Origin of the sequence: Ramlibacter sp. WS9, assembly GCF_003797765.1 — a bacterium.
Taxonomy (GTDB): Bacteria; Pseudomonadota; Gammaproteobacteria; order Burkholderiales; family Burkholderiaceae_C; genus Ramlibacter.
Window position 1 is genome coordinate 408807 of the sequence record NZ_RKMB01000002.1, and the last position, 25285, is coordinate 434091.

Genomic DNA, 25285 nt, shown 5'->3' on the forward strand with positions numbered 1-25285 from the left:
CTCCTCCTATTGGCTGGCCGTCGCGCGGCCTGCCCGGCGCGGGGTAGCGCCCTGTATGCGGGCGAATCCTGGGGCATTCTGCCTGGATTCGGCCAGTGCGCGAATCGCCATGATGACGGGCCACGCCGCCAGCGACGCGACGAGGTGCTTGAGCGTATGACCGGCGACCCAATGGCCCGTGAGTTCGTACACCTCGTGATCGTTGATTTCCGACAGCTTGGCCACGCCGTAGACCAGGATCACCAATGCCCAGCGGATGCCAAGAGCGCCATGGAGCGGCCGCAATCCGGCGAACCAACCCACCAGCACCATGCCGCCGAACTGCAGCAACGTCCACGGCAGCACGTTGCCGGTCGCTGCGCAGGTCTTGATCGCAATCGGCGCGAGCAGCAACACACCCAGGCCGAGCGCCGCACCCGCGCGGTCGCTCACCCGGTCCGCGGCTGCGAGTCCGAGGATCCCCGCGAAGGCCACGGCCATGCCGAGGCGGTCGATCACCAGGCCGGCATCATCGGGTTGCCAGTGGTACCAGCTCGACCCGGCCGCCGTGAGGACGAGACCCATGAAGAACAGCACAGCCATGGCGCGCTGCATGTTGCTCAGGCTGCGTGGCGGCAGCGCCCACAAATAGCCCAGGCCGACCAAGCCGGCGATTGCGAAGGCCAGGTTGGAGACCACGTCCATCGCAAAGGGGATGCCCGCAATCGTCCGCGCGTCCGCGAACGCATGGTAGTGGCCCGGCTGGACCACGCCCGGGGCGAAAAGCGCCGCTGCCAACAAGGCGCAGCAGGCCAGCGCAAGCACGGTTTCCGAAAAAGTCGCTCTCATCTTCTTCCTCTCCTGGGGGTCGATGGGCGGAGTGTGCAAATAGCGATGCTGAAAACGGCCGAATTACGATACATTTCATCATCACAGCCCTTTAGGTATCGCATTTCGATACCTGCACGCCATGAGCACCACCGCCGATCTCGTCCTCACCCTGAAGAAGGAGCTCAAATCCGCCCAGATGACGTACGCCGACCTGGCGCGGGCGCTGGGCATGGCCGAATCGAGCGTCAAGCGGATGCTGGCCAAGGGCGACATGCCGTTGTCGCGCATCGACGCGATCTGCCGGGCACTCAAGCTGGACTTCGCGGAACTCGCGCGGCGCGTCGCGGACGCGCAGCCCCTGCTGAAGGAAATGACGCAGGAGCAGGAGCGGGCCGTCGTTGCCGACAAGAAGCTGCTGCTGTGCGCGTTGTGCGTGCTCTCGCAATGGACGCTCGAGCAGATCGTCGGCTACTACCGGCTGACCGAGGCCGAGTGCATCAAGTACTTCGTGCAGCTCGATCGCATCGGCATCATCCAGCTGCGGCCGCTGAATCGCTACCGGCTCAAGCTGGCCAAGACATTTCGCTGGCGCGCGCATGGCCCGGTGATGAACTATTTCCGCGAGAACGCGGTGCTCGACTACTTCTCGGGCGGCTTCGACGGCCTGGGCGAAGGCGTGCTGCTGGTGCATGGATCGGTCAGCCGCAGCCTGGCGCCGTCCTTCTTCGAGCGGATGCAGCGTGTGGCGCAGGACTTCGCGCAGCAGCACCAGGCCGACCAGAAACTGGCGGACAAGGACCGCGAGGGCTACACGCTGCTGCTGGCGATGCGCAGCTGGGAGTTCGGCGCGTTCGTGGCGCTCAAGCGCTGAGCGCGGGCGGGTGCGAGACGCGGGGCCCTAGACCAGCGTGCCGGGCCCAGTCTCCAGAACGCGGGACGGCACGACCAGGTTGTCGTCGGCGAACAGGTCCGACTCCAGCACGCTGTCGGTTGCGGCGCTGTCGCGGGCGTGCTGCTCGGTCACGCGCGACAGGCGCGCCTCGCGGCCCGGCCGCTGCAGCAGCAGCCTGAACTGCGCGCGCAGCAGGTTGCGGGTGCGGATCCAGTAGTCGGCGCGGCGGGTCTGGCGCGCGCGCTTTTCCGGAGACAACGCCGTGGCCGCGAGCTTCTCGTCGGAATTGATGGGGACGATCACCCAGCCCGGCGGACCGTTGGTGGCCTCGAAGTGCTGCCACAAGCCGTCGTAGCTGCCAAAGATGCGCCTGGCGGCGTGGCGGTAACGCCTTGTCCATTTGTAGGACCAGCCGTTCAGGCGATGCGCCGCCGGGTCCAGCCCGATCAGCTGCAAGCCCCAGTGGCGAGCCAGCTCCTGTGCCATCCGGATCATCAGCACCGAGGGCTTCCAGCCTTGCAGCGCCTGGTTGACTTCCATCGGGCTCACGCGCACCACCGGATGCCGCTGACCGCGCACACCGCCGATCACCAGGCAGGCAACACCGTCGACGCGGAACCGGCTGAACGCGAGCACGCCGGCGTCGACGGGCTGCGGCTTGTGCTGTATGTCGGCCGAGCGCTGCAGGCTGAGCGTGAGCAGCAATTCACCTTCCGGGCTTTGCGGCGGAGCCTGCTGGATCTGCAACCGCATGAAGTCGTAGCCGCGCGGCGCGGCGAGTTCGGCCAGCACCAGAGGCCGGCCTGAGGCGATGGTTTCGAAGGCCTTGGCATGGAAGGCGGTTTCGAGCCAGTCCATGTGGTCGACGAGCTGGACGATCCGATCGGCAAACCCGGTGCCGCGATGCACATAGGGCCGGATCGCCCGCAGGTATTCGGCTTGGGGATCCTCGACGATGCCGCGCGAATGCAGCTCGTACACGAGCTCCATCCAGCGGCGAAGGGCCGGGCGGTGTCCCATCGTTGCCACGAAGGCCCGCCAGGCCAGGCGCGGGCGCGACGTGCCCCCACCGGCGGCGCCGGCCTGCATGGCCCAGCGCACCGCAGCCCAGGTGCCAGGCAACCCCTGTGAAGGCCGGCGACCCATGAATCAGCGGAACACCGTCAGCACGCCGGTGTAGCCGTACAGGTGGTGGCGGGCGATCTCGCCGCCCGCGAAGAAACCCACCAGCGGCACGTCACCCAATGCCCGCCTCACGATCTGCAACTCGGCGCTGGGACCGCCGAAATGCGGTCCGCCGCGGCCGGCGCAGCTCACATACAGCGCGCCCGCGATCCGGCGCGCCGGGCTCGGCGCGGCCTGCGCCTCCGGCGCTGCCAGCGCCGCGGCCACAGGCAGCGGCATCTCTTCCGGCTCCAGTTCCTCGCGGATCTCGGCGCAAATGCGCGTCAGGTCCGCGCGCGCGGCCTGGGCATTGCGCCGGCAGAAGGCCATGCGCATGCCCACGGCCACACGGTCGGCGATCGCGACGCCGCGCCGGCCCGGGTCCAACCCGATGATGTGGCGCACGACGACGTCGGCACCGAAATTGCCGGTTCGGCCGATGGCATCGCCGCCGGCTTCGGTCAGCCCCACCAGCGTGGCGCGCAGGGCCGTCATCGCTTCCTGGGGGCGATCGAGCGAGATGCCCGTGTCCCGCAGCAGCACGTCGAGCGCGGGTTCGCCGTCGAGTTCGGTGATGAGGTTGCCGTCGGCGGCCGTGACGACGCGCTGTGCCGCCACGGGCTGGCACCCTTGCGTCACGCGCGACACCAGCGCGATGCCTTCGCCGAAAGCCACGCCAGAAAGCCCGCCGCTGAAGACGCCTCCCGCCGCACCTTGGCCCTTGATGTTGCCGTTGCCGCCCACCGCGAACTGCACGGCATCCGTCCGGCTCGATGCCAGGCCGCCGAACAGGTAGCCCGTGGCCGTGCGGCCCGCCATCTCGGCGATGAGGTCCGCCACGTCGGGCGTGCTGGCGTCCGCATGGACGAGCGCGGTGTGCGGCTCGAAGCCCATGCCGTCGCCCACCGCGAGCGGTGCGACACCGGAAAACACCCGGTACTGGTCAGGCGGCAGGTCGCACAGCATCACCGCGAGGGCCGGCTCGTCGAAATACTCGACGTTCGACGACGCGATGCCCACGCCCACGGTTCCTGACCAATCGGTGACCTCGGGCAACTCGGCGCCGAGGTGATCGAGGATTTCTTGCGCCGCCGGTGCGTAATGGTCCGTCACGTACAGCAGGCCCAGGGTCGGCGATTGCGCGTAGTCGCGCAACGCCATCTGGGCGCGCAGCTGCGCCAGCACCAGCCCGGCGGCCATCTGCCACTGCGGGTGGGTCGCGTGCCCGAACGGGAAGAGCTTCACGGGCGGCCTCGCTCGGCGGTCAGCGCCCGCCCGATTTTTTGGCGGTGCGCTTCGCGGCCGGCTTGCGGCCCGCGCCTGTCACCGAACGGGTTGCGGCCTTGGCCATCCCGGTGGCGGACTTCATCGCTTCCTTGGCCACGCCGGTGGCCATGTTCTTGGCGGTGGTCACCGCCGTCTGGGTGGCCGCGTCCTTCATCGCACCGGCCGCGATCTGCTGGAATTGCTGTGTGAGTGCGCCCCACCACTGAAGCGGATCGACCACGCCCGTGGACGCCGAGCCCGCGGACTTGGCCTTGCTGGTCTTGCGCACGGCCTTCGACTTGGCAGCCGCGTCGGAAGCCGCGCTGGAAATGGCATCGGCGGTATCCGCGGCTGTCTCGGTGACCTTCTGCACGCCGCTGAACATGGTGTCGGCGGCCTTCAGCTTGAGCGCGTTGGCCACGTCGCCCATGTTGAAGTTCATGCCCTTGAGGGTGGCCAGCGTCATCTTCTGCACTTCCAGCGCCTGGATCGTGGCGCCCAGCGCCTTGGAGTTCTGGTCGAGCCAGAAGTGCACGGCCTTCAGTTCGCCGATGCGCTTTTCCAGCTCCTCGAGGTTGAGCGTGGGCGCAACCCAATTCGACAGGTTGGGCATCTGCGGCAGCGTCTGCGACGCGCCCTTGGCCAGGTTCTGCAAGAAATCAAAGCCCGGGACGAATTTGCCGAACCCGAAATTCTGGTTGTCGCTCATGGCCGCTCCGCTTGGGTTTGTGTAGTGCTGACAGCTTACCGCAAGCGCCCTGTGCTGGCGACGCCGCCTGTATCAGTGTTTGTGCCCATCCGTCGGGGCCGCTGCGCCGCCCGGCGCGGTCGTTGCCACCGGCACCTTCACCTCCAGCTTGCTCTGCGCGCCGCTCGCGTCGCGAAAGAGCAGGGTCAACGGCACCACACTGCCAGCGGCCAACGGTTGCTTCAGGTCGAGCAGCATGATGTGGTAGCCGCCGGGCTTGAGCTCGGTGGTCTGGCCTGCGGGCAGGTCCAGGTGCGGAACGGCCCGCATCCGCATGATGCTGCCTTCCATCTTCATCTCGTGAACCTCAGCGGTGCCGGCCACCGGCGTCGACACGCCCACCAGCTGCATCGGCTTGCTGGCGTTCAGCCGCATGAACGCGCCGGTGCCCTGCTGGCCCGGCACCGTGCTGCGGGCCCAGGCGCCTTCCACTTTCGGCAGTGACTGGGCCAGCGCGAAGTCGGCGGGCGACAAGACCTGCAGCAGCGCGGCGGGCGTCTTCATCCCCGCCGTGGACGTGCCCTCGGCCGGCACCTGGGCCCAGTCGAGGCTGCCCTGCTCGCAGGTCTGCAGCACCTTGAACCACAACAGGCCCGCGGTTCGGGGCAGCGTGCCCGTCACCACGAACTCACCGCGCTGGCCGTCGGGAAGCGAGGCTTCCTTGGTGGCCGCGGTCCAGGTCGCAGTGTCGCCCTGCACGTTCACCGACCAGCCCGGCTTGGGCTCGGGCTTGGCGCCCTGGAACCCGGCGGGCAGACGCGCGGAGACCGACGTGGTTGCGGCCTTGTCGCAACCGTGCCCGATGCGCAGCACCGCGCGGTAGGGCCGGCCCGCCTCCGCGCGCGGCTCTTCCAGCGAGACATGGGCAAAGCCGGCGGCCGAAGCGGCCAAGCCGGAGAAGGCGACGAGGAAACGAGAGAGGTTTTTCATAGATCGAACTTCAGTTCAGCGCTGTACGTGCGCTGGGGATAGGGATGGAAATTCCAGTAGTTGTAGTTGTTCAGGTTGTCGATGCCAAATGCGGCGGACCAGTTGGGGCTGATCTGGTAGCGCACCCGCACGTCGGCGGTGAAGTACTTGCTTGCACCCTGGTAGGCAAAGCCGTTCGCGTCCGAGTTGTCCAGCGTGCTGTACTGCCGGCCGCTGTAGCGCGCACCCAGCGTGTACGACCACTTGTCGTCGGGCCGCCAGGTGGCCACGGCCGAGGCGCGCCAGCGCGGGATGCGCGGCTGCCACTGGCCGACACTGGCCGGGAACTTCGCGTTCCTCGTGACGATGGAGTCGGTCCAGGTCAGGCTGGAGGCCAGTTCCAGGCCTTTGACCCAGACATCGGCCTCCTGGTGCGCCAGCTCCAGCCCGCGCGTGCGGATCTCATCGACGTTCTGCACGCTGGTGACATTGGGTGTGACCGTCACATTGGTCTGCGAATACAACGCGTCGCGGGTACGCTCGAAAAATGCCGTCAAGCGGAGCAGCCCCTTGCCCAGGTCGCGCTCGGCCGTCAGCTCGCTGGTCCAGGATCGTTCCGGCTTCAGGTTCGGGTCGTTCGTGACCGCGACGCCCGCGCTGGTGGTGCCGCGCTGGAACAACTCGGACACGGTGGGCATGCGCACCGCCCGTCCCGCCGAGGCCTTGAGCACCCAGCGCTCGCTGGCTTGATATGCGAGCGCGAACTTCGGCGAGACGTGGCTCTCGCGGCGATCGACCGGCGTCGCCGCGGGCGCCGATGCGCGCCATTGCTCGAAGCGCGCGCCCAGGACGGCCTTCCACTCGGGCGCGATCTTCCACGTGTCCTGCGCGTACAGGCTGGTGAGCCGGGTCTCGCCGCTGGAAGACTGGTTCATTGCTCCGGGCGAGCCGGCGATCCAGTCGCTCGTGGCGTTCTCGATGCTGCGCAGCCGGTAAGTGTCGCCGTGAAGGCCGAAGTCGATGATGTGCGGGCCCTCGCCGCCTTGCGGCCGCCATGTACCTTTCAACGCCAGCGTGGCCCAGCCGGTGCCGCCGCCGTCGACGATGCGGCCGGCGCCGCCCGCGAGCGCGCCCGGCATCGCGACCGTGGCTGCACGCAGCACGTCGCGTGCGTAGTCGTAGCGGCTGGCCGCGATCTCCCAGTCCCAGGTGCCGTGCGTGTGGCTCTTGACGGACAAACCGTGCATCACATGCGTGAGGTCTTCGTTCGACAGGCCGAAGTCCCCCGGCGCCAGCGTAAAGGCGCGGCCGCCGATGTTCACCTTGCCGCTGTACACCGCGTTGCTTGCCGCATCGCGCAGGTAGCTCACGGGCCGGCCTTCCGAGACGTTGTGCCACCAGCCCAGCGTGTAGGTCGCGCGCACCGTCGGCGAGAAGTCGTAGGCCACACGCGCCTTCAGGTGGTCTTGCACCGAGTGGTACTGCGTCGCGGCGCCGAGCAAGTGCCACGGCTGATTGTTGCGGTTGAGGCCCGGCACCGCCCCCGTGACTTGCGTCTCAGCGCCCGTGGGAGTGGCGCCCTGGCTCACCAGGCGCGTGGCAAATGTGAGCGGCTGGCCCTCGCTCTCGCCCCGGTTGACGTTCAAACGCCAGGCCCAGGGCCCGCTCCGGTTGCCCAGCGATGCGCTGGCCTGCTTGCCGGAAGAACCGCCCTCGCTGCCGTACAGTGCGAACGGCTGGTGCGAGAAGCCGATCTTGGCGTGGGCCTCGAACTGGCGCGGCATGCGGGTGACGAAGTCCACCACCGCGCCCGCCGAGTTGCCCGGGTACGCGGCGGAGAACGGGCCGTACAGCACGTCGACGCGTTCGATCTCCTCCGGCGTGACGAGCATCCAGCGCGGCGCGAACGCCGCGCCGTTGCCGAGGTAGTTGGACAACAGGATGCCGTCCGCGTAAACCATCGAACGCGCGCTGTTGCCGGTGCCCGAAGCGCGGGTCGACAGCACGGCGTGGTTGTAGTCGCCGATGTAGCGCTTGCGCACCAGCAGGCTGGGCAGGTACTTGAGCGCGTCTTCGCTGTCGTTCGCATTGATCGAATGCTCGATCTGCTCGCGGGTCACGCGCTCGATGGTGGTGGGAAGCTGAGTCGGCAGCGACGTGGGCTGGCCGCCGGTGATGGTGACCGTGCCGAGCGAGCGCACCGGCGGCGGCGCCGGCTCATGCGCCTGCGCAATGAAAGGGAAGGCCGTGGCCAGAGCCAGGGCAAGACGGGTGGGAAGCAAGGCAACTCCGCGGAACCAACGAAACAAGTCACCGGCGCTTTTGCACCGGGACGCTCTTCAGAAGGTGGCGGAAGCGGGGGGGCCGCGCGCGGGCAGCGGCGCGGCGGTGAGCGCGGCGATGCGCGCTGCGGGAATCGATTGAAGAACGTGACCCAGCGGAAGCTCGGCACGGGCCGCGTCCTGCGCCGGAACGGGTGGTGCGCCCGTCGCCGCGCACAGCGGGCAGTCCAGCGTGTGCGGGCCCGCCGGCTTGCTGCCATCGTCGCCCTGGGTCACCAGCTTGACGACGCCGCCCGAGCAGATCAGCTCCACGGCTTGCGGCTTGACGATGGGCGACGCAATGGCAACACCCAACGACAACGCGAACCACGCCAGCACGAGGCGGGCGAAGAACGAGGCGTTGCGCAGGGCTTGCATCCGCCGATTATCGCCGCCGGCAGCTTATGGCGCTTGGCGTGGTGTCAGAACTTCGGCGCGCGCCGCTCGCGCAGCGACGCGATGCCTTCCTTCACGTCGGGCCCGGCGAACCCCATGAACTCGAGCGCCAACGAGGTATCGAACGCCGGCCCCGCCTGGCGCAGCCAGTTATTGAGCGAGTATTTCGTCCAGCGAATCGCGCTTTGCGACCCGAGCGCCAATTTGTCGGCGATCTCGTAGGCCTTGGGCAGCACCTGGTCGTCGTCGACCGCCAGCGACACCAGGCCGATGCGCTCGGCCTCTTCGCCGCTCACCGCTTCGCACAGCATCAGGTAGTACTTGGCCTTGGCCAGGCCGCACAAGAGCGGCCACACGATGGCGGCGTGGTCGCCTGCGGCAACGCCGAGGCGGGTGTGACCGTCGACGATCTTGGCGCTCTTTGCAGCGACGGAGATGTCGGCCAGAAGTCCGGCCACCAGCCCCGCGCCCACGGCCGGGCCGTGCAGCGCGCTGACGATGGGCTTGTCGCAGTTGATCACGTTGTAGACGAGGTCTCGTGCTTCCTTCCAGACCCGCGTGCGAACCTCGAAGTCCGCGGCCATGTCTTCCACCAGCGCCAGGTCGCCGCCGCCCGAGAAGCCCAGGCCTTCGCCGCGCAACACCGCGCAGCGCACGCTGTCGTCCGCGCCGATGTCGCGCCAGATCTGCGCCAGCTCGCCATGGCCCTCATGGCCCGCCGTCGGCAGCTTGCCGTTCAGCGCGCGCATCTGGATGTCGAGCACGGTGTCCTGGGGGCCTCGGCGGGTGATGGCGAGGGTTCGATAGCTTGAATAGTCCATATAGAAGGGCCTGTCGTGTTGCGTAATTTGGCAAGGATATGCCAGCCAAAAGCAGATTTCCCATCGAACCGTAGGTGCAGTCCTACGCAGCTAAGCGTTCACGCCGCCTAGTGCTCTACCAGGGCCCCTGCTACGGTAAGCCACGATGAATTTTGTGGACATCCTTCACCCGTCCTGCGCGCTCTTCCTGGACTTCGATGGCAGCCTGGTCGACCTTGCGCCCCAGCCCGAAGCCGTGGTGGTTCCGTCGGGCCTCGTCGCGACGCTCGAATCGCTGAAGAATTATTTGGGCGGCGCCATTGCATTGATTTCCGGCCGCCCAATCGAGCAGATCGACGCCTTCCTGCGCCCATTGCAGTTGCCGGCCGCCGGGGTGCACGGTGCCGAGCGCCGCTCCGCCGATGGCGGGGTGACGCTGATGTCGACGCATCCGCTGGAGGAAGTCGAAGCGGCGGCGCTGGGCCTGGCCGCGATACACCCGCAACTGCGCGTCGAGAACAAGCGCGGTTCGGTGGCGCTCCATTACCGGCAGGCGCCCGAGCTCGAGCGCCTGTGCCTGGAGACGATGCAGGCCGCGGTGGAACGGTCGCCGGGCCTCACGCTGCTTCGCGGCAAGATGGTGGCCGAGGCCAAGCCGGGCGGCGCCAGCAAGGGCCATGCGATCGAGGCCTTCCTGCAAGAGGCGCCGTTTGCCGGCCGCACGCCGGTGTTCGTCGGCGACGACTTCACCGACGAGGTCGGCTTCTCCACCGTGCAGCGGCTGCGCGGCCTGGGCGTCAAGGTGGGCGAAGGCGCCACCGTGGCGTGGCAGCGCCTGGCCTCCCCCGCCGCATTGCGCTACCAACTCCAAGCCGCCGTGGCCGCCAAGGCCGGAAAGGTCTCCGCATGAGCTCCGTCACGCCCCCGCACACGCCGTCCCTCAATCTGGGCGTGATCGGCAATTGCGCCTACAGCGCCCTCATCGACGAACGCGGGCGCATCGTGTGGTGCTGCCTGCCGCGTTTCGACGGCGACCCGGTGTTCAACGCACTGCTGGACGGCGGCGAGAGCGGGAGCATCTGGGCCTTCGAGATCGAGAACTTCGCGCGCAGCGAGCAGGAATACATCCCCAACACCGCGATCCTTCGCACACGGCTCTACGACCAGCAGGGCCACGGCATCGAGATCACCGATCTCGCACCACGCTTTTCCAGCCGCGACCGCATGTTCCGGCCGCTGACGGTGGTCCGCCGTGTCAAGGTTCTGTCGGGCACCCCGCGCGTGCGGGTGGTGATGCGCCCGCGCTATGACTGGGGACGCGTGCAGCCGACGGTGACGCAAGGCAGCCACCACATCCGCTACGTGGGCACGCAGATCCTTCGCCTGAACACCGACGCGCCGCTGAACTACGTCCTGTCGGAAACGTTCTTCGTGGTGGATCGGCAGATGAACTTCATCCTCGGCCCCGACGAGACCTTGCAAGGCGGGATCGAAGAGACGGCGCGCCGCTTCGAGCAGGAAACCCTGTCGTACTGGAACACGTGGGTGCGACGCCTGGCCATTCCGCTCGAATGGCAGGACGCGGTGATCCGCGCGGCGATCACGCTGAAGCTGTCGCTGTTCGAAGACACGGGCGCCATCATCGCGGCGATGACCACCAGCATTCCCGAGGCACCGAACAGCGGACGCAACTGGGACTACCGCTACTGCTGGCTGCGCGACGCGTTCTTCGTGGTGCGCGCGCTCAATAGCCTGTCAGAAGTCGGCACGATGGAAGACTACCTGCGCTGGCTGAACAACATCGTGGTGCGCTCGCGCGGCGGCCACATCCAGCCGCTGTACGGCATCGGCCAGGAAGAACAACTGCCCGAGGCGATCCTCGGCCACTTGCCCGGCTATCGCGGCGAGGGGCCGGTGCGGGTGGGCAACCAGGCGCAGGAACACTTCCAGCACGACGTCTACGGCAACATCATCCTGGGTGCGTCGCAGTCGTTCCATGACCACCGCCTCTTTCGCCGCGCGGGCAAGGTCGAATTCGGCTACCTCGAAGCGGTGGGCGAGCAGGCCTTCCGCGTCTACGACCAGCCCGACGCCGGCATGTGGGAGCTGCGCACGCGCGCGCGCATCCACACCTCGTCCGTGCTCATGAGCTGGGCAGCGTGCGACCGGCTGGCGAAAGTGGCGGCGACACTGAAGCTGCCCGACCGCATCCGCTACTGGCGCGAGCGCGCGGACGTGATCCGCGAGCGCATCTTGCGCGAAGCCTGGAGCGAGAAGCGTCAGGCCTTTGCCGAGAGCTTCGGCGGGCGCGACCTGGACGCGAGCGCGCTGCTGATGGCGGAAGTGGGATTCATCGATCCGCACGATGCGCGCTTCATTGCCACCGTGGACGCGCTAGAGCAGTCGCTGTGTGACGGGCCGTACATGCGGCGCTACGAGGCGCCCGACGATTTCGGCAAGCCTGAAACCGCTTTCAACATCTGCACCTTCTGGCGCATCGACGCGCTGGCGCGGATCGGTCGGAAGGGCCAGGCGCGCGAGATCTTCGAGGTGATGCTGGCCAGCCGCAACAAGCTGGGCCTGCTGTCGGAGGACACGCACCCCGTCACGGGCGAAATGTGGGGCAACTTCCCGCAGACCTATTCGATGGTGGGGTTGATCAACGCCGCGGTGCGGCTTTCCGCGCCGTGGGACACGGTGATCTAAAGAGAACATGAGCCGTCTGGTCGTTGTTTCCAACCGCCTCGCCGACCCGCGCAAGACCGCGGCCGGCGGGCTGGCGGTCGCGCTCGCCGAGGTGTTGAGCAACACCGGCGGCCTCTGGTTCGGCTGGAGCGGCAAGATCGTGGAGGCGGCCGATGGCGGCGTTGCCGGCGAAGGCGCGATGCACACGCAGCAGGCAGGCCCTGTGAAGCTGGTCACGGTCGACTTGAGCCGAGAGGACCACAACTCGTTCTACCTCGGCTACTCGAACGGCGTGCTATGGCCGGTGTTCCACTACCGCCTCGACCTCGCGGATTTCGACGCCGGCTACATCGCCGGCTACCGGCGCGTGAACCAGCTTTTCGCGCGCAAGCTCGCGCCGATGCTGCGCGAAGACGACATCATCTGGATCCACGACTACCACTTGATCCCGCTGGCAGCGGAGCTGCGCGCGCTCGGATGCAACCAGCGCATTGGCTTCTTCCTGCACATCCCGCTGCCGCCGCCGCTGATCCTGGCCGCCATTCCCGGCCACGACTGGCTGATCCGCGCGCTGTTCGCCTATGACGTGGTCGGCTTCCAGAGCAAGTCCGACCACTCGCACTTCTGCGAGTACGTGCAGACGGAGGCGCATGCGCAGAACCTGGGTGAAGGCCGCTGGCGCGCGTTCAACCGCACGGTGCAGGCCGGCGCCTTCCCGATCGGCATCGACGTCGACGAATTCAACACGCTGACGGAAGCGCCCGAAGGCCGCGAGATGTACGAGCGCATGAAGCGCGAATATTCGCGCCGCAAACTGCTCGTCGGCGTCGACCGGCTCGACTACTCGAAAGGCCTGCCTCAGCGCATGCGCGCATTCCGGGAGCTGCTGGCACGCAATCCGGAAACGCACAACAGCGCCACGCTGATCCAGATCGCCTCGCCCAGCCGCGAGGACGTGAGCGCCTACAGCGACATCCTGCACGAGCTGGAAAGCCTGTGCGGTTCGATCAACGGCAACTTCGGCGAGCTGGACTGGATGCCGGTGCGCTACATGCACCGCACGGTGGCGCGCGCCCGCTTGCCCGGCCTGTACCGCGCCAGCAGCGTGGCGCTGGTGACGCCGCTGCGCGACGGCATGAACCTGGTGGCCAAGGAATTCATCGCTTCGCAGAACCCGGAAAACCCGGGCGTGCTGGTGCTGTCGCGCTTCGCCGGAGCCGCCGAGCAGTTGCCCGAGGCGCTGCTGGTCAATCCCTACGACACGGAAGGCACCGCCAGCTCGATCAACATGGCGCTGCAGATGCCGCTCGAAGAGCGCAGGGAGCGCTACGAGGCGCTGATGAAAACGATTCGCCGCTACGACGTGCACTGGTGGTGCGACACGTTCCTGGACACATTGGCCAAGGCCAAGGCGGAAGAGACCGGCACGCCCTGGCTGCGGCTGTAAGGCCGCGGCCGCATCACGCTTATACGCACCGCCGTATGCCGCGGGCGATGCTCCGCGGCAAGATCGCTGCATGTCCATATCCCTTGACGTGCTGCGCGCCTTGCCCAAGGCCGAGATCCATGTCCATCTGGAGGGCACGTTCGAGCCGGCCGTCCTCGAGCGATGGGCCCGGCAAGCCGGCGTCGCGCTTCCGCGTCCGCGCGAGCGACTGCTCGACTTCACCGGGCTGGCCGACTTCCTCGAGTTTCTCGATTGGGCGTGCGGCCTGGCTTCCACGGCCGACCGCGCCGCCGAATTGGCACGCTCCTTTTGCGAGCGGCTGGCGCGCGACGGAACTGGCTATGCCGATCTCATCATCAACCCCACCCATTGGAGCGCCTGGCACGGACGCCTTCGCGCGCTGTTCGATGCACTGGAGGCGGGCTTTCGCGAGGCCGAACAGGACGGCTTGCCCGGCGTCGGCCTGTGCGTCAGCCTGCTGCGCACGCAGACCCCGGACGAGGCGGCCGAACTGGTCGACAACCTCATCGCATGGCGGCATCCCCGTGTGGTGGCCTTGTCCGTCGATGGCAACGAGGCGACGGCGGGCCGCACGGGGCCTCGCTTTGCCGACGCGTTCCGGCGGGCCGCCGGCGCGGGCCTGCGCCGCACGGTGCACGCGGGCGAATCCAGCGGCCCGGACGGGGTGTGGGACGCCGTCGACTTGCTGGGCGCGGATCGTGTCGACCATGGTGTGCGTGCGATCGAGGACGCGGCTTTGGTGGACACGCTCGTGCGGCGCGGCATTGCGCTGGGCATCTGCCCCAGCTCCAACCTGGCGCTGAAGGTCTATCCGTCTCTGGCGGCGCACCCCATCGACGCGCTGCGGCGGGCCGGCGTGCGCGTGTCGATCAACACCGACGACCCCAGTCTCCTGGGCACGTCCCTGCCGCGCGAATACGGGCTCTGCGCGGAGCATTTCGACTGGGACGGCGAAGTGGTGCGAAGCCTGGCGCGTAACTCGATCGAAGCCAGTTTCGCCAACCCCGAAGCGAAGGACGGAATGCTGCGCGCGCTTGTTGCGTGGCGCGCCGGATCCAGCCCCAGGCCATCGGTCGCCTAGAGAAGCTCCAGCGTCAATGGGTCGGGTTGGCCGCCGAAATACTTTTCGAGGCACTGCCCAAAGACGCCGCTGCCGTCGCCGGCAGAAGCAAACAGCGTCATGCAGGAACGGAATTTCATGTCGTCGGGCGAGCCGAAGATGTCGTGAACCGGCCGGTCCTGCACCGCCAGCACCAGTGCGCTGCACTCACGCAGCCGCGCGCCGAGCACGGGATGCGCCAGATAGGCCTGCGCCTCCCCGAGCGAGGCGATCGCATACCGCTGCGCCATCGCGCTGTGGCCCAGGCCGGCGATCTGCGGAAAAACGAGCCAGATCCAGTGACTGCGCTTGCGTCCGGCCCGCAGCTCGTCCAGCACCTGCCCGTAGAGAGGCGCCTGAGCGTCCACGAAACGCGCGAGGTTGTGCAGGTCGTCCATTCGCAAATGATCGCACCGCGACGCCGCCGATCGGTTGGACTTGCGACATCCTCTTGTTACCATCCGCCAGGGATGCTCAAGAGTGACGAAGAAGAGCCTGTCCGAGACGGATATTTGCGACAAATTCATTACGCCTGCGGTGCAGCAAGCGGGATGGGATTTGCACGAGCAAATTTTTCGTGAGTACACGTTGGGACCGGGCCGGGTGGTCGTCCGGGGCAAATCATCGAGTCGTGATCTCAAGTCGGTTCTCCGCGCCGACTACGTGCTTTGCCATAAGGCCAACATCCCACTCGCCGTGATCGAGGCCAAGGACAACAACCACGCGCTCGGCGCCGGAATGGCGCAGGCCATCAACTATGCGCAGCTGCTGGATGTGCCTTTCAGTTTTTCGAGCAACGGCGACGGTTTTGTTTTCCGCGATCAGACGTTGGCCTCAGGAGTGCTTGAGGAAAATCTGACGCTGGAGCAGTTCCCGACCCCTGCGGAACTCTGGCAGCGTTACTGCGCTTGGAAGGGTTGGGACCAGCAGGTCACGCAGATTGCCGAATACCCATACTCGCCCAGCAAGACTCCGCGCTATTACCAGGTCAACGCGATCAATCGCACGGTGGAAGCCATCGCGCGTGGCCAGCAGCGCGCCTTGCTGGTCATGGCAACTGGCACGGGCAAGACCTACACCGCATTCCAGATCATCTGGCGCTTGTGGAAAAGCGGTGCCAAGAAACGCATCCTGTTCCTGGTCGACCGCAATACCCTGATCGACCAGACGATGGTCAATGACTTCCGTCCGTTCAAAGGCGCAATGGCCAAACTGAGCCCCAATGCGAAAGGCGCCGACCTGCGCCAGCGTCTTGTCGCCGGTCAGATCACGCAGGAGCATCTAGCTGATGCATTGGCGTCCAAGCCCGATTAGGGTAGTGCAACGGCGCGGAGCATCGCTAAAGGTTCATAAAGCAAGCGGCTGGCCAAGACACGTCTTTATAACTTGTTGTTTTTATTGAGTTTTTTATCACTCTAAACGATTTGTTTAGATCACTAAACACGTCGTGTGTTAGACGCCGTCGGTCTTTACTGTCCGCCAACGAGCCCACCGCCGCTGCCCTTCCAGGACTATGCGACCTTCTTCGCGCAATTCGCTCAACAAGGCCTGAACAGCGCTCTCAGGTAGGGCAGGAAGTACTTGGCGCAACTCAGCCAAAGCTGATCCCGCTGTGTCCTGCTTGGACAAATGCTTCAGGAGCAGCGCCTTGTTGGTTTCGTGATCGAGGCCCTTCTTGCGCGTGTGCGTCCCTTTGGCACCCAGCGCTGCATAGAGGGCTTCCGAGAGGATGTAGCGCGCGCCCTTGCCGCGACCCAATATCTCCACTGCACCCATTGCAGCTAACCCAGGCAAGCGCGCTTTCAAGTGTGCAGGCAGTTCCCGCTCGTGCTGAAGACATTCCAACGCCAGGTAGTCCTGCGTGGACAACGCGTTCAAAGTATCAGGCCCCAGGCGTTCCATGAACCGGACGAATGCAGGGTTACGCACGCCACCTTCGAGCGTCAGACGCACTTCGTGCGTGTCCGTGCCGGCGAAGCTGGGCAGCGGCTTGCCTTGGCGGATAGCACTCTCGACCATCAGGTTCATGCCCTGGCCGGAGCGCTCGATCAACCCGCACTTGGCCAAAGCTTCGGCAAGGCGTCGATTGCGCGGGTTCTGCTGATCAAGGATGTTTTCGGGAGTGATGCCGGGAGGCAGCCCGCCCGGGCTCACGACTTCCAGCCGCTTCGGAAACTGCCGCACAAAGATCGAGCCACCCAGGCGATAGTCGCGATGGGCCACGGCATTCAACACAGCCTCGCGCACCGGAATTTCGTCGAAGGTCGGCAAGTCCATCCGGAAGAAATCATCCTGGTAACTCTGTCGGTCGTTACGCAAGTTGATCTTTGCCCACAAAGCGTCCTGCCAGGCCATGAAGCCTTCGCGATATTCCTCGCGATCGGCGGCAGGACCAGAAGCATCGGAAGATCGATACTCGAAGACGAGTTCCGCCTGCGCCAGCCATCGCCCGAGGGCCGCGCGGGTTCCGAACAGAATCAACGCTGCGTACGTCAGTTGCCCATCGATCATCAGCTCCGCGTTCGTCAGCGTTTCGGTATCGCTCCAGCCACCGATCCGCGCATCCCGCTTCTTTTGCGCCCAGCGATCGCGAAATAGTGCGATGGCGGCCTGCGACAGATCGGCAACAACAGCGCCCGCGCAAAGCTCGGCCGAAAAGTCCGGGCCTGTTTCGGCAAACATGGCCCTGAGTTCAGCATCGCCCAGCGCAGCCAGGTCGTCACCCGCCCGCTTCCAATACCGCCCTTCGAATTGCCAGGCCGTGCCGGGCAGTCGGCTCGGCACATGAACGATGATCACGCGGCCCTGCGGTGTGAGAAGCTCTTCGATGGGTACGCGATGAGAAAGGCGGTTATGCAACCCAGCTTCGGTGCGACCAGGCTCCTCGAAAGCCGCGGTGCCCACAATCTTTCTTGGCCTGCGGTCTGTGACGCCTAGAATGATCTTGCCGCCGCCTTCGTTCGCGAGCGCCACGCAGTAGCACACGAGTTTGTCGAAGTCGAAGCGATGCTTCGCCTCTTTGAACTCAAGCCGCACCCCTTCCGGCTCGGCCAACCACACGGCAAGTTGTTCTGGTGATGTTTGCATTCGCGAGAGGTGAGATCCTCAGGCGATTGTCTGGGAAAACTCAGCGCTTCTTCACAACCAACGGCGCGATCTTCTGATCGATGGCCCCGAACACGCTCTGCCCGTCCTTGCCCTTCATCTCGATCTTGATCGTGTCGCCGAACTTCATGTAGGCGGTAGAGGGCTTGCCGTCCAGGATGGTCTCGATCGCGCGCTTCTCGGCGATGCAGCTGTAGCCCTTGGTCCACTCCTTCTTGCCGTTCGTTTCGGTTGCGCGGTTGCTTACCGTGCCCGAGCCGACGATGCTGCCGGCGCGCACGTTGCGGGTCTTGCAGATGTGGGCGATCAGCTGGCCGAAATGGAAAGTCATTTCCTTGCCGGCGTCGCACATGCCGACGGTGCGGCCGTTCCAGATGCTCTGGATGGTCAGGTGCAGACGGCCCATGTCCCAGGCGTCACCGAATTCGTCGAGCGTGACGGCGACGGGGCTGAACGCGGTGGCGGGCTTGCTCTGGAAGAAGCCGAAGCTCTTGGCCAGTTCGTCGGGGATCAGGTTGCGCAGCGATACATCGTTGGCCAGCATCACAAGGCGGATGCCTTCGACGGCTTGTTCCGGCGTGGCCGTCATCGGCACGTCGCCGGTGACCACGGCGACTTCGGCTTCGAAGTCGATGCCGTACTCCTCGCTGGGCACGATCACGTCATCGGTCGGGCCGATGAAGTCGTCGCTGCCGCCCTGGTACATCAGCGGTTCGGTGTAGTAGTTGGCCGGCACTTCGGAGTTGCGCGCCAGACGCACCAGCTCCACGTGATTGATGTACGCCGAGCCGTCGGCCCACTGGTACGCACGGGGCAGCGGCGCCATGCATTGCGCCGGATCGAACGGGAAAGCGTGACGCGCCTTGCCGTTGTTCAGCGTCTCGTGCAAGTCCTGCAATTGCGGCGACAGGAAGCCCCAGTCGTCCAGCACTTGCTGCATGCGGTCGGCAATGCCGGTCGCATAATGAGCCGTGCTCAAGTCGCGCGAAACCACGACCAGCTGGCCGTCGCGTGAACCGTCTTTGTATGTCGCGAGCTTCATCGGAGTGACCCCGGAGTTGCGATGCGCTACAGTCCCTAGACCGTTACGCATTGTGAAATGAATTTACCTAATCGTAATTCTACAGGAAGTTACCCGGGATGAAAGAACGCGCCGGTATCCAGTCCGTCGAGGTGGGTTTTGCCCTGCTGGACGTGTTGTCCAAGGCTGCAGGCCCGCTGATGCTGCGCGACCTGGCCGCGGCCGCGGGCATGAGCGCGGCCAAGGCGCATCGCTATCTCGTCAGCTTCCAGCGGCTGGAGCTGGTGGCGCAGGACGCGGGCAGCACGCGTTACGACCTCGGGCCCGCCGCGCTCAAGCTCGGGCTCGCGTCGCTTTCGCGGCTGGACGCCGTCAAGCTGGCCCGCGAGCGCATCACCCCGCTGATGGAGCAGGTGGGCCACACGCTGGCGCTCGCTGTGTGGGGCAACCATGGCCCGACGATCGTGCATTGGGAAGAGTCTCCGCAAGCCGTCACGGTGAATCTGCGGCTGGGTGACGTCATGCCGCTGCTCTCGTCGGCCACCGGCCGCTGCTTCGCGGCCTGGCTGTCGAAGGACGCGATCACGCCGATGCTGAAGGAAGAGATCGCGCGTGCACAGAAGCAGGGCCGCTCCGATGTGCCGGGCACGCTGGCCGACGCAAGGGCGATGCTCGACGAAGTGCGCCAGCGCGGCGCGGCGCGCGTCGTCGACACGCTGCTGCCGGGCATCGTCGGCTTCTGCGCGCCGGTGTTCGACTCTGACGGCCACATCGCGCTGGGCATCGTCGCGCTCGGTCCCACAGGCACGTTCGATCCGGCCTGGGGCGGCGCTGTCGAGAGGCCCTTGCGCGCGGCGGCCGGCCAGCTGTCGAGCGATCTGGGCTACCGCGGATGACTGCGATCCCGGCCAGGGCGCTGCTGCTTCTGACGGCCGCGGTCCTGGTGGCTCACGCGGTGCTGCTGCGGGCCTCGCCGGGCGCGGTTCAGGCCCCCGATCACGCGCCGGCGCGGCCTTTTGTCACGCGCACGGTGGCGCTCGCGGCGCCGCCTGCTGCCGTGGCGGCGCAGCCCACGGTGGCACCTCCCGCGCGCCCACCAACGCCGAAGCCCCAGACCGTTGCCGCGCGGCCGGTGAAGCGCGCACCAGCGGCAGAACTCATCGCTCCAGCGCCCACACCAGCAACGCAGTCTCCCGCCGAGATCGTTGCCGCAACTGCAACGCGGGAAACCGCGGCTGCGCCGACCATCGCCGCCATCGCCTTGCCGGGGTCGATGCGCCTCAACTACAAGGTCGAGGTGCGCAAGGGCAGCCTGTCCGTGCAGGCCAATGGGCAGTTGCACTGGCGGCATGATGCAGACAGCTACGAGGCGCGGCTGGAAGTGAGCGCGCCGCTGCTGCCGTCGCGCTCGCAGCACAGCGTGGGACGCGTCACGCCTGAGGGGCTCGCCCCGCTGCGCTTTTCCGACAAGGGCCGCTCCGAGGAAGCCGCGCATTTCGAGCGCGACAAGGGCAAGGTCACCTTCAGCAGCAACCGGCCCGATGCGCCACTGGTTGCAGGCGCGCAGGACCGGCTCAGCGTGCTGCTGCAGCTCGCCGCGATGATCGCGGGCAGCCCGGGCAAATTCCCGCCGGGCACGCACACCACCATCCAGACCGCCGGCACGCGCGACTCCGAGCCCTGGGTGTTCACCGTCGAGGGTGACGAACATTTGCAGCTGCCCGGCGGCAAAGTGGCCACGCTCAAGCTCATCCGCAACCCGCGCAAGGAATACGACACCAAAGTCGAGCTGTGGCTCGCACCCACCATGGACTACGCCCCGGTGCGCCTGCGTCTGACACAGCCGAACGGCGATTCGGTTGATCAGCAGTGGGCGTCCACCGACAGGGGGTAGACGATCAGGTACCTACGCTTGATTTCTGTGGGAGTTTTTCACGTTTGCCCGGTCCACCTTGAAACCGGCCCAAACGTTGCTAGATAACCAGGCAGAAGGAATAAGTACCATGCAAATGCTCTATGACTCCGACTCGTTCGTTGTCGTGCACATGCAGGCCAATGAACCCATCGAGGGCGAACCGGCCCCCCGCATCGCGCGCCATGGCTTCGAGATCGTCGACAAGCGCTCCAATAAGGAGGTCTACCTGGACGGTTCCTGGGCCGAGGCGTTCCAGCGGCAGATCAACGCTTGGCAGCTGAAAACGCCCACACAGGAAGAAGTGGAAGAAACGCTGGACGGTTACGCCGAATTGGCGCAGAACCCACTCGTGATGCACTGAAAAAGTATTCTCTGCGCGCTGCAAGCCCTGCCTTTCAGCGCCGGATGCCCCATCGATATATCGGTTCCACCAGTACCAGCACCGCCACCAGGCGGCACACCTGGAAAGCAGTGACCACCGGCACCCCCAGCTGAAGCACCTTGGCCGTGATGGCCATCTCGGCGATGCCGCCCGGCGACGTGCCGAGCACCATCGTCGCCCAGTGCAGCCCCGTGGCCCAGGCCAGCAGCTGTGCCACGGCCGCGCACAGCGCGATCATCGCCAGCGTGCCCACCGCAACCGAGGCCAGCCAGCGCGGCGCGGTGTGGACGAAGTCGGCGGAAAAACGCACGCCCAGGCTGACACCGATCAGCAACTGCGCGGCGTTGGTCATCCACTGCGGCAGGCCGGACATTTCCACCCCCGCCATGGTGAAACCCATCGCCACCAGCAGGGCGCCGATGAACCACGGGTTGGCTCGGCCGGTGCGCTGCATCAGCCACGCGCCCGCGACAGCCGCCGTGCCGAGCACGGCCAGCCCGCCCCAATGCACTTCACGCAGCCCGGGAAGCGTCGGGTCCAGCCCGTGCAGCCCCGCGAACGTGAAGGTAAATGGCACGACGAGCGTCACGATGAGCAGCCGCAAGCTGTGCGCGGCCGCCACGAGGTCCGTCCGCCCGCCTTCGCGCTCGGCCAGCAAGGTCATCTCGGAGGCGCCGCCGATCGCGCCCGAAAAGTAGGTGGTGGCGCGCTGCTCGTCGGCCGTGCCGCCGATGCGCGCCGCGTGTCCGCGATGCAACCACCGGCCGAAGGCCCAGCCCAGTCCCAGCGCCCACACGATGGCCAGCGCGATGGCCCACCACAGGCTCGCGACCAGGGCCGTCACCTGGGGCGTGAAGTACAGGCCCAGCGCGACGCCGATGATGGCCTGGCCGGCGTTGCGCAGCGGGCCGAAGCTGCGCGTGGGCTGGCCCAGCACCGAGGCCACGGCCGTCGCCACCAAGGGACCGATCATCCAGGGCAGAGGTGTGCGCAGCCACTGGCACAGCAGCGCGGCCGCCAGAGCCAGCAGCAGAGTGAGGGCCACACGGGCGGGAAAGGTGGAGAACATGCGCGGGCGAGTGGCTTTAGTATCGTTGCATGGGCTGTCGAATTCACGCCATCGTGCTGCTGTTGCTGGTCGGATGCGCATCGCCCTATCCGTTTCCAATGCCCGCGATGCCGGCCATCGAGGCCCGCGTGGCCGCGTTGCTGCCGGCAGACGCGATCTTGCTGGGCGAACAGCACGATGCGCCCACGCACCAGGGCATGCATCGCCGGGTGATCGAAGTGCTGGGCGCGCGCGGCGCGCTGGCTGGCGTGGCGATCGAGATGGCCGAACAGGGCCGCTCGACCGCCGGCCTGCCCCGCGAAGCCGCCGAAGCGGACGTGCGAATCGCGCTGCAGTGGAGTGACACCGGGTGGCCGTGGCAAGCCTACGCGCCCGCGGTGATGGCCGCGGTGCGCGCCGGCGTGCCCGTCATCGGGGCAAACCTGCCGCGATCACAAATGCGCAACGCAATGGTGGACGCCGCGCTCGATGCTTCAGTGCCCAACGACGTGCTGCAGGCCCAGCGTTCTGCCGTCCGCGAGGGCCACTGCGGGTTGTTGCCCGACACACAGATCGGCCCGATGACGCGCGTGCAGATCGCGCGCGACCGCGCCATGGCCCAGGCCATCGCGCAGGCCGCCGTGCCGGGCAAGACCGTCGTGCTGCTGGCGGGTGCGGGCCACGTCGACGCAACGCTCGGCGTGCCGCGCCATTTGCCGCCCGCGCTGCGCGTGCGCGCCGAGCTGCTGCCGGCCGAGCCGCCGAAGAAGGACTACTGCGCTGAATTGCGCGAGCAGCTCAAGGGCAAGCCCACTCCCTGAGCACGGGCCCTCCGGGTGGGCAGCTCAGGCGTGCTTGCGGACCGAGTCCGCCAGCGTGTTGACCAGCTGGTCGATGTGCGACTTCTCCACGATGAACGGCGGTGCGATCACCAACACGTCGCCGGCCGGGCGAACGAGCGCCCCGTTGTGGAAGCAGTCGACGAAGATGTCGTAGGCGCGCTTGCCCGGCAGGCCGGCCATCGGCGCCAGTTCCACCGCGGCGGCGAGGCCGAGGCTGCGGATGCCCACCACGTTCGGCAGGCCCTTGAACGTACTGTGGAAGGCATCGCCCAGCAGCTTGCCCATTTCGCCGGCGCGCTGGAACAGGCTCTCTTCCTTGTACAGGTTCAGCGTGGCGATGGCCGCGGCGCAGGCGACCGGGTGGCCCGAATAGGTGTAGCCGTGGAAGAACTCGATCACATGCTCCGGTGCTTCGGTCTTCATCATCGCGTCGTACAGCTTGTCGCGGCAGACGACGCCTCCCAGCGGGATCACGCCGTTGGTCACGGCCTTGGCGAAGTTCAGCATGTCGGGCACGACGCCGTAGTAGTCCGCGGCGAAGTTGGTGCCCATGCGTCCGAAGCCGGTGATGACCTCGTCGAAGATCAGGAGGATGCCGTGCTTGTCGCAGATCTCGCGCAGCCGCTTGAGGTAGCCCTGGGGCGGCAGGTACCAGCCCGCGCTGCCGGCGACCGGCTCGACGATGATCGCGGCCACGTTGCTCGGGTCGTGCAGCGGAAGGATGCGGTTTTCCAGCTCCAGCAGGATGTCTTCCTGCCAGACCGGCTCCTGGTTGTGGACGTACGCGTTGTTCACCGGGTCGTGGATGAAGCGCATGTGGTCGACGCGCGGCAAGAAGGCGCTGCCGTACACCTTGCGGTTGGCCGGGATGCCCCCCACGCTCATGCCGCCGAAGCCCACGCCGTGGTAGCCCTTCTCGCGGCCGATGAAGACGTTGCGATGCCCTTCGCCGCGAGCACGGTGATACGCCAGCGCGACCTTCAATGACGTGTCCGCCGCCTCAGAACCGGAATTGCAGAACAGCACCTTGTTCAAATCGCCGGGCGCCATCGCGGCGATCATCTCGGCGGCCTTGAAGGCCTGGTCGTTCGACGCCTGGAACGCGGTGGCGTAGTCCAGCGTGTCGAGCTGCTTCTTGATGGCTTCGTTGATCGGCTTGCGGTTGTGGCCCGCGCCCACGCACCACAGGCTGGAGATGCCGTCGACCACCTTCTTGCCGTCGTGCGTGGTGAACGTCATTCCGTCGGCCCCGACGAAGACGCGCGGGTCCTTTCGGAATCCGCGATTGGGGGTGAAGGGCAACCAGTGGTTGTCCATGGAGAAGTCGTTGTAGGCCATGGTCTTTCCTTTCGTCTCAGGGGTGGGGCCGCATCGGCCGCCCGCATGAAGTCATTGTGGCATCGGCCACCCGTTATCGGCTCGTTGGGCCTTTTGCCGACAGCGCCCGGGCCAGCGCGGGCACCAGGCGGGCGGCGCCATCGCCGCTCAAGTGACTCGGGTCCTGGTAGTAAGAGGCTGCGGGGGTGCCGATCAGGCAAACCTCGGCGTCGCAGAACAGGTCGTCGAAGTTCATGATCCTGACCGCATCGCCGCCAACGGCGCGGGCGAAAACCGAACCGGCGAATGCTTGCAGCTGAGCATGGCGCGCACGCGGGACCGATAGCGCCCGCAGGCGCGCGGCGGCGCCATCCTGTTCGAGCATGGCGCGCGTGTACGCCTGTTCGGGGGCGAGCATCTGCTGCGGCACCTGCGGGACGATGTGCAGGCGAACGCCCAGCGCTCGATAAGCCTTCACGGTGTCGAGGACGCCCTGCTCGAAGGCCCTGCGGCTGTTGCGTACCGACACCTCCTCGCCCGGCGCGAGGCCGATGGCGTTCAGGTAGCTCGTGCCTTGCCACATGTCCGTGTAGTAGCTCCACTTCGCCACCAGGAACACATCCTTGATGCCGGAGCGGCCGACGTGGTCGAGCATCCGGAGGTTCAATGCCGCGCAGTTGCGAACGGCCTGGTCCGGGCGCGTCAGCGGATAGACGCCCAGGAGCGGAACGCAGCCGCTGTAGCCCGTGAACACGCCGCTGCGGCCCGCCTGCCGGGCCGCAGCGTCGAAGGCGCCCAGAAGCTGGAGGGCGTGGCTGTCGCCGAAGAGAACGAACGAGGGCGCCGTGCGCGAACTCGGGTTGATGCGGCAAAGCCACGCTTCGGGCTTGTCGTGCGCATGCGCGATGTCGAAGCACTCGGCCGACCGCTCCGGCGGCTCGAAAGCCTTGGCGATGGCCGGCGACAGGCTTGGCCCCGCGTGGGCGGGCGCACCGCACACGGCCAGCGCAACGGCCAGGAGCCCGGCGCGTGCCGTGCGCGGGAATCGTAGGGGAAGCTTCATGGGGATGATCGGCGATTGTAATTTTCCCCCTGCT

Annotated in this window: 23 protein-coding genes and 1 pseudogene; 10 read left to right on the plus strand and 14 right to left on the minus strand. The window is 66.7% G+C overall.

The window, feature by feature from the left end; genetic code table 11:
* Positions 1–6: 6 nt before the first annotated feature.
* Entirely contained in the window at positions 7–828 is an 822-nt protein-coding gene (locus EEB15_RS05000; RefSeq protein ID WP_199236454.1) for a hypothetical protein, read from the minus strand.
* A 121-nt stretch (positions 829–949) separates the two neighbouring features.
* Between EEB15_RS05000 and EEB15_RS05005 the strand changes: the two genes are divergently transcribed.
* A complete protein-coding gene (locus EEB15_RS05005) occupies positions 950–1681 on the plus strand; it encodes a helix-turn-helix transcriptional regulator (RefSeq protein ID WP_141508416.1) in 732 nt (243 codons plus the stop codon).
* 27 nt (positions 1682–1708) lie between these two features.
* On the opposite strand, the gene EEB15_RS05010 is transcribed toward EEB15_RS05005, so the two are convergent.
* The 7 genes from EEB15_RS05010 to EEB15_RS05040 all read right to left on the minus strand — a co-directional run bounded on the left by EEB15_RS05010 (position 1709) and on the right by EEB15_RS05040 (position 9327).
* A complete protein-coding gene (locus EEB15_RS05010; protein ID WP_141508417.1) occupies positions 1709–2848 on the minus strand; it encodes a DUF535 family protein in 1140 nt (379 codons plus the stop codon).
* Between the two features lie 3 nt (positions 2849–2851).
* The gene (locus EEB15_RS05015) at positions 2852–4111 is read right to left on the minus strand and encodes an FIST N-terminal domain-containing protein (RefSeq protein ID WP_141508418.1); all 1260 of its coding nucleotides are present in this window, start codon (positions 4109–4111) and stop codon (positions 2852–2854) included.
* Between the two features lie 19 nt (positions 4112–4130).
* Positions 4131–4841, minus strand: a complete 711-nt coding sequence (locus EEB15_RS05020; RefSeq protein WP_141508419.1) for a PhaM family polyhydroxyalkanoate granule multifunctional regulatory protein — start codon at positions 4839–4841, stop codon at positions 4131–4133.
* A 72-nt stretch (positions 4842–4913) separates the two neighbouring features.
* Positions 4914–5810 (minus strand): copper chaperone PCu(A)C, encoded by an 897-nt coding sequence (locus EEB15_RS05025; protein ID WP_141508420.1) that lies wholly within the window; start codon positions 5808–5810, stop codon positions 4914–4916.
* The gene (locus EEB15_RS05030) at positions 5807–8071 is read right to left on the minus strand and encodes a TonB-dependent receptor (protein WP_141508421.1); all 2265 of its coding nucleotides are present in this window, start codon (positions 8069–8071) and stop codon (positions 5807–5809) included. The genes EEB15_RS05025 and EEB15_RS05030 overlap by 4 nt, the downstream gene beginning before the upstream one ends.
* A 57-nt stretch (positions 8072–8128) precedes the next feature.
* A complete protein-coding gene (locus tag EEB15_RS05035; protein ID WP_141508422.1) occupies positions 8129–8488 on the minus strand; it encodes a hypothetical protein in 360 nt (119 codons plus the stop codon).
* Positions 8489–8532: 44 nt separating this feature from the next.
* On the minus strand, positions 8533–9327 hold the full coding sequence (locus EEB15_RS05040) for an enoyl-CoA hydratase/isomerase family protein (protein ID WP_141508423.1): 795 nt from the start codon (positions 9325–9327) through the stop codon (positions 8533–8535).
* Between the two features lie 145 nt (positions 9328–9472).
* On the opposite strand from EEB15_RS05040, the gene otsB reads away from it, so the two are divergent.
* The 4 genes from otsB to add all read left to right on the plus strand — a co-directional run bounded on the left by otsB (position 9473) and on the right by add (position 14540).
* Positions 9473–10216, plus strand: coding sequence for a trehalose-phosphatase (gene otsB / locus EEB15_RS05045; RefSeq protein WP_141508424.1), 744 nt, complete (start codon positions 9473–9475; stop codon positions 10214–10216).
* Positions 10213–12012 (plus strand): glycoside hydrolase family 15 protein, encoded by a 1800-nt coding sequence (locus EEB15_RS05050; RefSeq protein WP_141508425.1) that lies wholly within the window; start codon positions 10213–10215, stop codon positions 12010–12012. Before otsB ends, EEB15_RS05050 begins: the two co-directional genes overlap by 4 nt.
* Positions 12013–12019: 7 nt before the next feature.
* Positions 12020–13438: an alpha,alpha-trehalose-phosphate synthase (UDP-forming) gene (gene otsA / locus EEB15_RS05055; protein ID WP_141508426.1), complete on the plus strand. Its 1419-nt coding sequence runs from the start codon at positions 12020–12022 to the stop codon at positions 13436–13438.
* A gap of 70 nt (positions 13439–13508) precedes the next feature.
* Positions 13509–14540 carry an adenosine deaminase gene (add, locus tag EEB15_RS05060; protein ID WP_141508427.1) on the plus strand — a complete coding sequence of 344 codons (1032 nt, stop codon included), beginning with the start codon at positions 13509–13511 and terminating at the stop codon, positions 14538–14540.
* On the opposite strand, the gene EEB15_RS05065 is transcribed toward add, so the two are convergent.
* Complete coding sequence (locus tag EEB15_RS05065) at positions 14537–14956, minus strand: DUF1810 domain-containing protein (protein ID WP_141508428.1); 420 nt, start codon at positions 14954–14956, stop codon at positions 14537–14539. The two genes, add and EEB15_RS05065, sit on opposite strands and share 4 nt — an antisense overlap.
* A gap of 82 nt (positions 14957–15038) precedes the next feature.
* Here EEB15_RS05065 and EEB15_RS05070 point away from each other — a divergent pair.
* Positions 15039–15800: pseudogene (locus EEB15_RS05070) on the plus strand (DEAD/DEAH box helicase family protein); the annotation flags it as partial.
* A gap of 210 nt (positions 15801–16010) precedes the next feature.
* On the opposite strand, the gene EEB15_RS05075 reads toward EEB15_RS05070, so the two are convergent.
* Together EEB15_RS05075 and EEB15_RS05080 are read right to left on the minus strand one after the other, a co-directional pair.
* Positions 16011–17645 (minus strand): ATP-binding protein, encoded by a 1635-nt coding sequence (locus EEB15_RS05075; protein WP_141508430.1) that lies wholly within the window; start codon positions 17643–17645, stop codon positions 16011–16013.
* Positions 17646–17685: 40 nt separating this feature from the next.
* Complete coding sequence (locus tag EEB15_RS05080) at positions 17686–18705, minus strand: fumarylacetoacetate hydrolase family protein (protein ID WP_141508431.1); 1020 nt, start codon at positions 18703–18705, stop codon at positions 17686–17688.
* A gap of 98 nt (positions 18706–18803) precedes the next feature.
* Between EEB15_RS05080 and EEB15_RS05085 the strand changes: the two genes are divergently transcribed.
* The 3 genes from EEB15_RS05085 (at position 18804) to EEB15_RS05095 (ending at position 20960) form a co-directional block, all read left to right on the plus strand.
* On the plus strand, positions 18804–19580 hold the full coding sequence (locus EEB15_RS05085; protein WP_141508432.1) for an IclR family transcriptional regulator: 777 nt from the start codon (positions 18804–18806) through the stop codon (positions 19578–19580).
* On the plus strand, positions 19577–20578 hold the full coding sequence (locus EEB15_RS05090) for a DUF3108 domain-containing protein (protein ID WP_141508433.1): 1002 nt from the start codon (positions 19577–19579) through the stop codon (positions 20576–20578). Before EEB15_RS05085 ends, EEB15_RS05090 begins: the two co-directional genes overlap by 4 nt.
* Before the next feature lie 109 nt (positions 20579–20687).
* On the plus strand, positions 20688–20960 hold the full coding sequence (locus EEB15_RS05095) for a DUF3567 domain-containing protein (protein WP_141508434.1): 273 nt from the start codon (positions 20688–20690) through the stop codon (positions 20958–20960).
* A gap of 34 nt (positions 20961–20994) precedes the next feature.
* On the opposite strand, the gene EEB15_RS05100 is transcribed toward EEB15_RS05095, so the two are convergent.
* Positions 20995–22050 (minus strand): AbrB family transcriptional regulator, encoded by a 1056-nt coding sequence (locus EEB15_RS05100; RefSeq protein WP_141508435.1) that lies wholly within the window; start codon positions 22048–22050, stop codon positions 20995–20997.
* 29 nt (positions 22051–22079) lie between these two features.
* On the opposite strand from EEB15_RS05100, the gene EEB15_RS05105 reads away from it, so the two are divergent.
* Positions 22080–22850 (plus strand): ChaN family lipoprotein, encoded by a 771-nt coding sequence (locus EEB15_RS05105; RefSeq protein ID WP_141508436.1) that lies wholly within the window; start codon positions 22080–22082, stop codon positions 22848–22850.
* A 24-nt stretch (positions 22851–22874) separates the two neighbouring features.
* On the opposite strand, the gene EEB15_RS05110 is transcribed toward EEB15_RS05105, so the two are convergent.
* Both EEB15_RS05110 and EEB15_RS05115 read right to left on the minus strand, forming a co-directional pair.
* Positions 22875–24209 (minus strand): aminotransferase class III-fold pyridoxal phosphate-dependent enzyme, encoded by a 1335-nt coding sequence (locus EEB15_RS05110; RefSeq protein WP_141508437.1) that lies wholly within the window; start codon positions 24207–24209, stop codon positions 22875–22877.
* A gap of 73 nt (positions 24210–24282) precedes the next feature.
* Positions 24283–25251: an SGNH hydrolase domain-containing protein gene (locus tag EEB15_RS05115; protein ID WP_141508438.1), complete on the minus strand. Its 969-nt coding sequence runs from the start codon at positions 25249–25251 to the stop codon at positions 24283–24285.
* Positions 25252–25285: the final 34 nt, after the last annotated feature.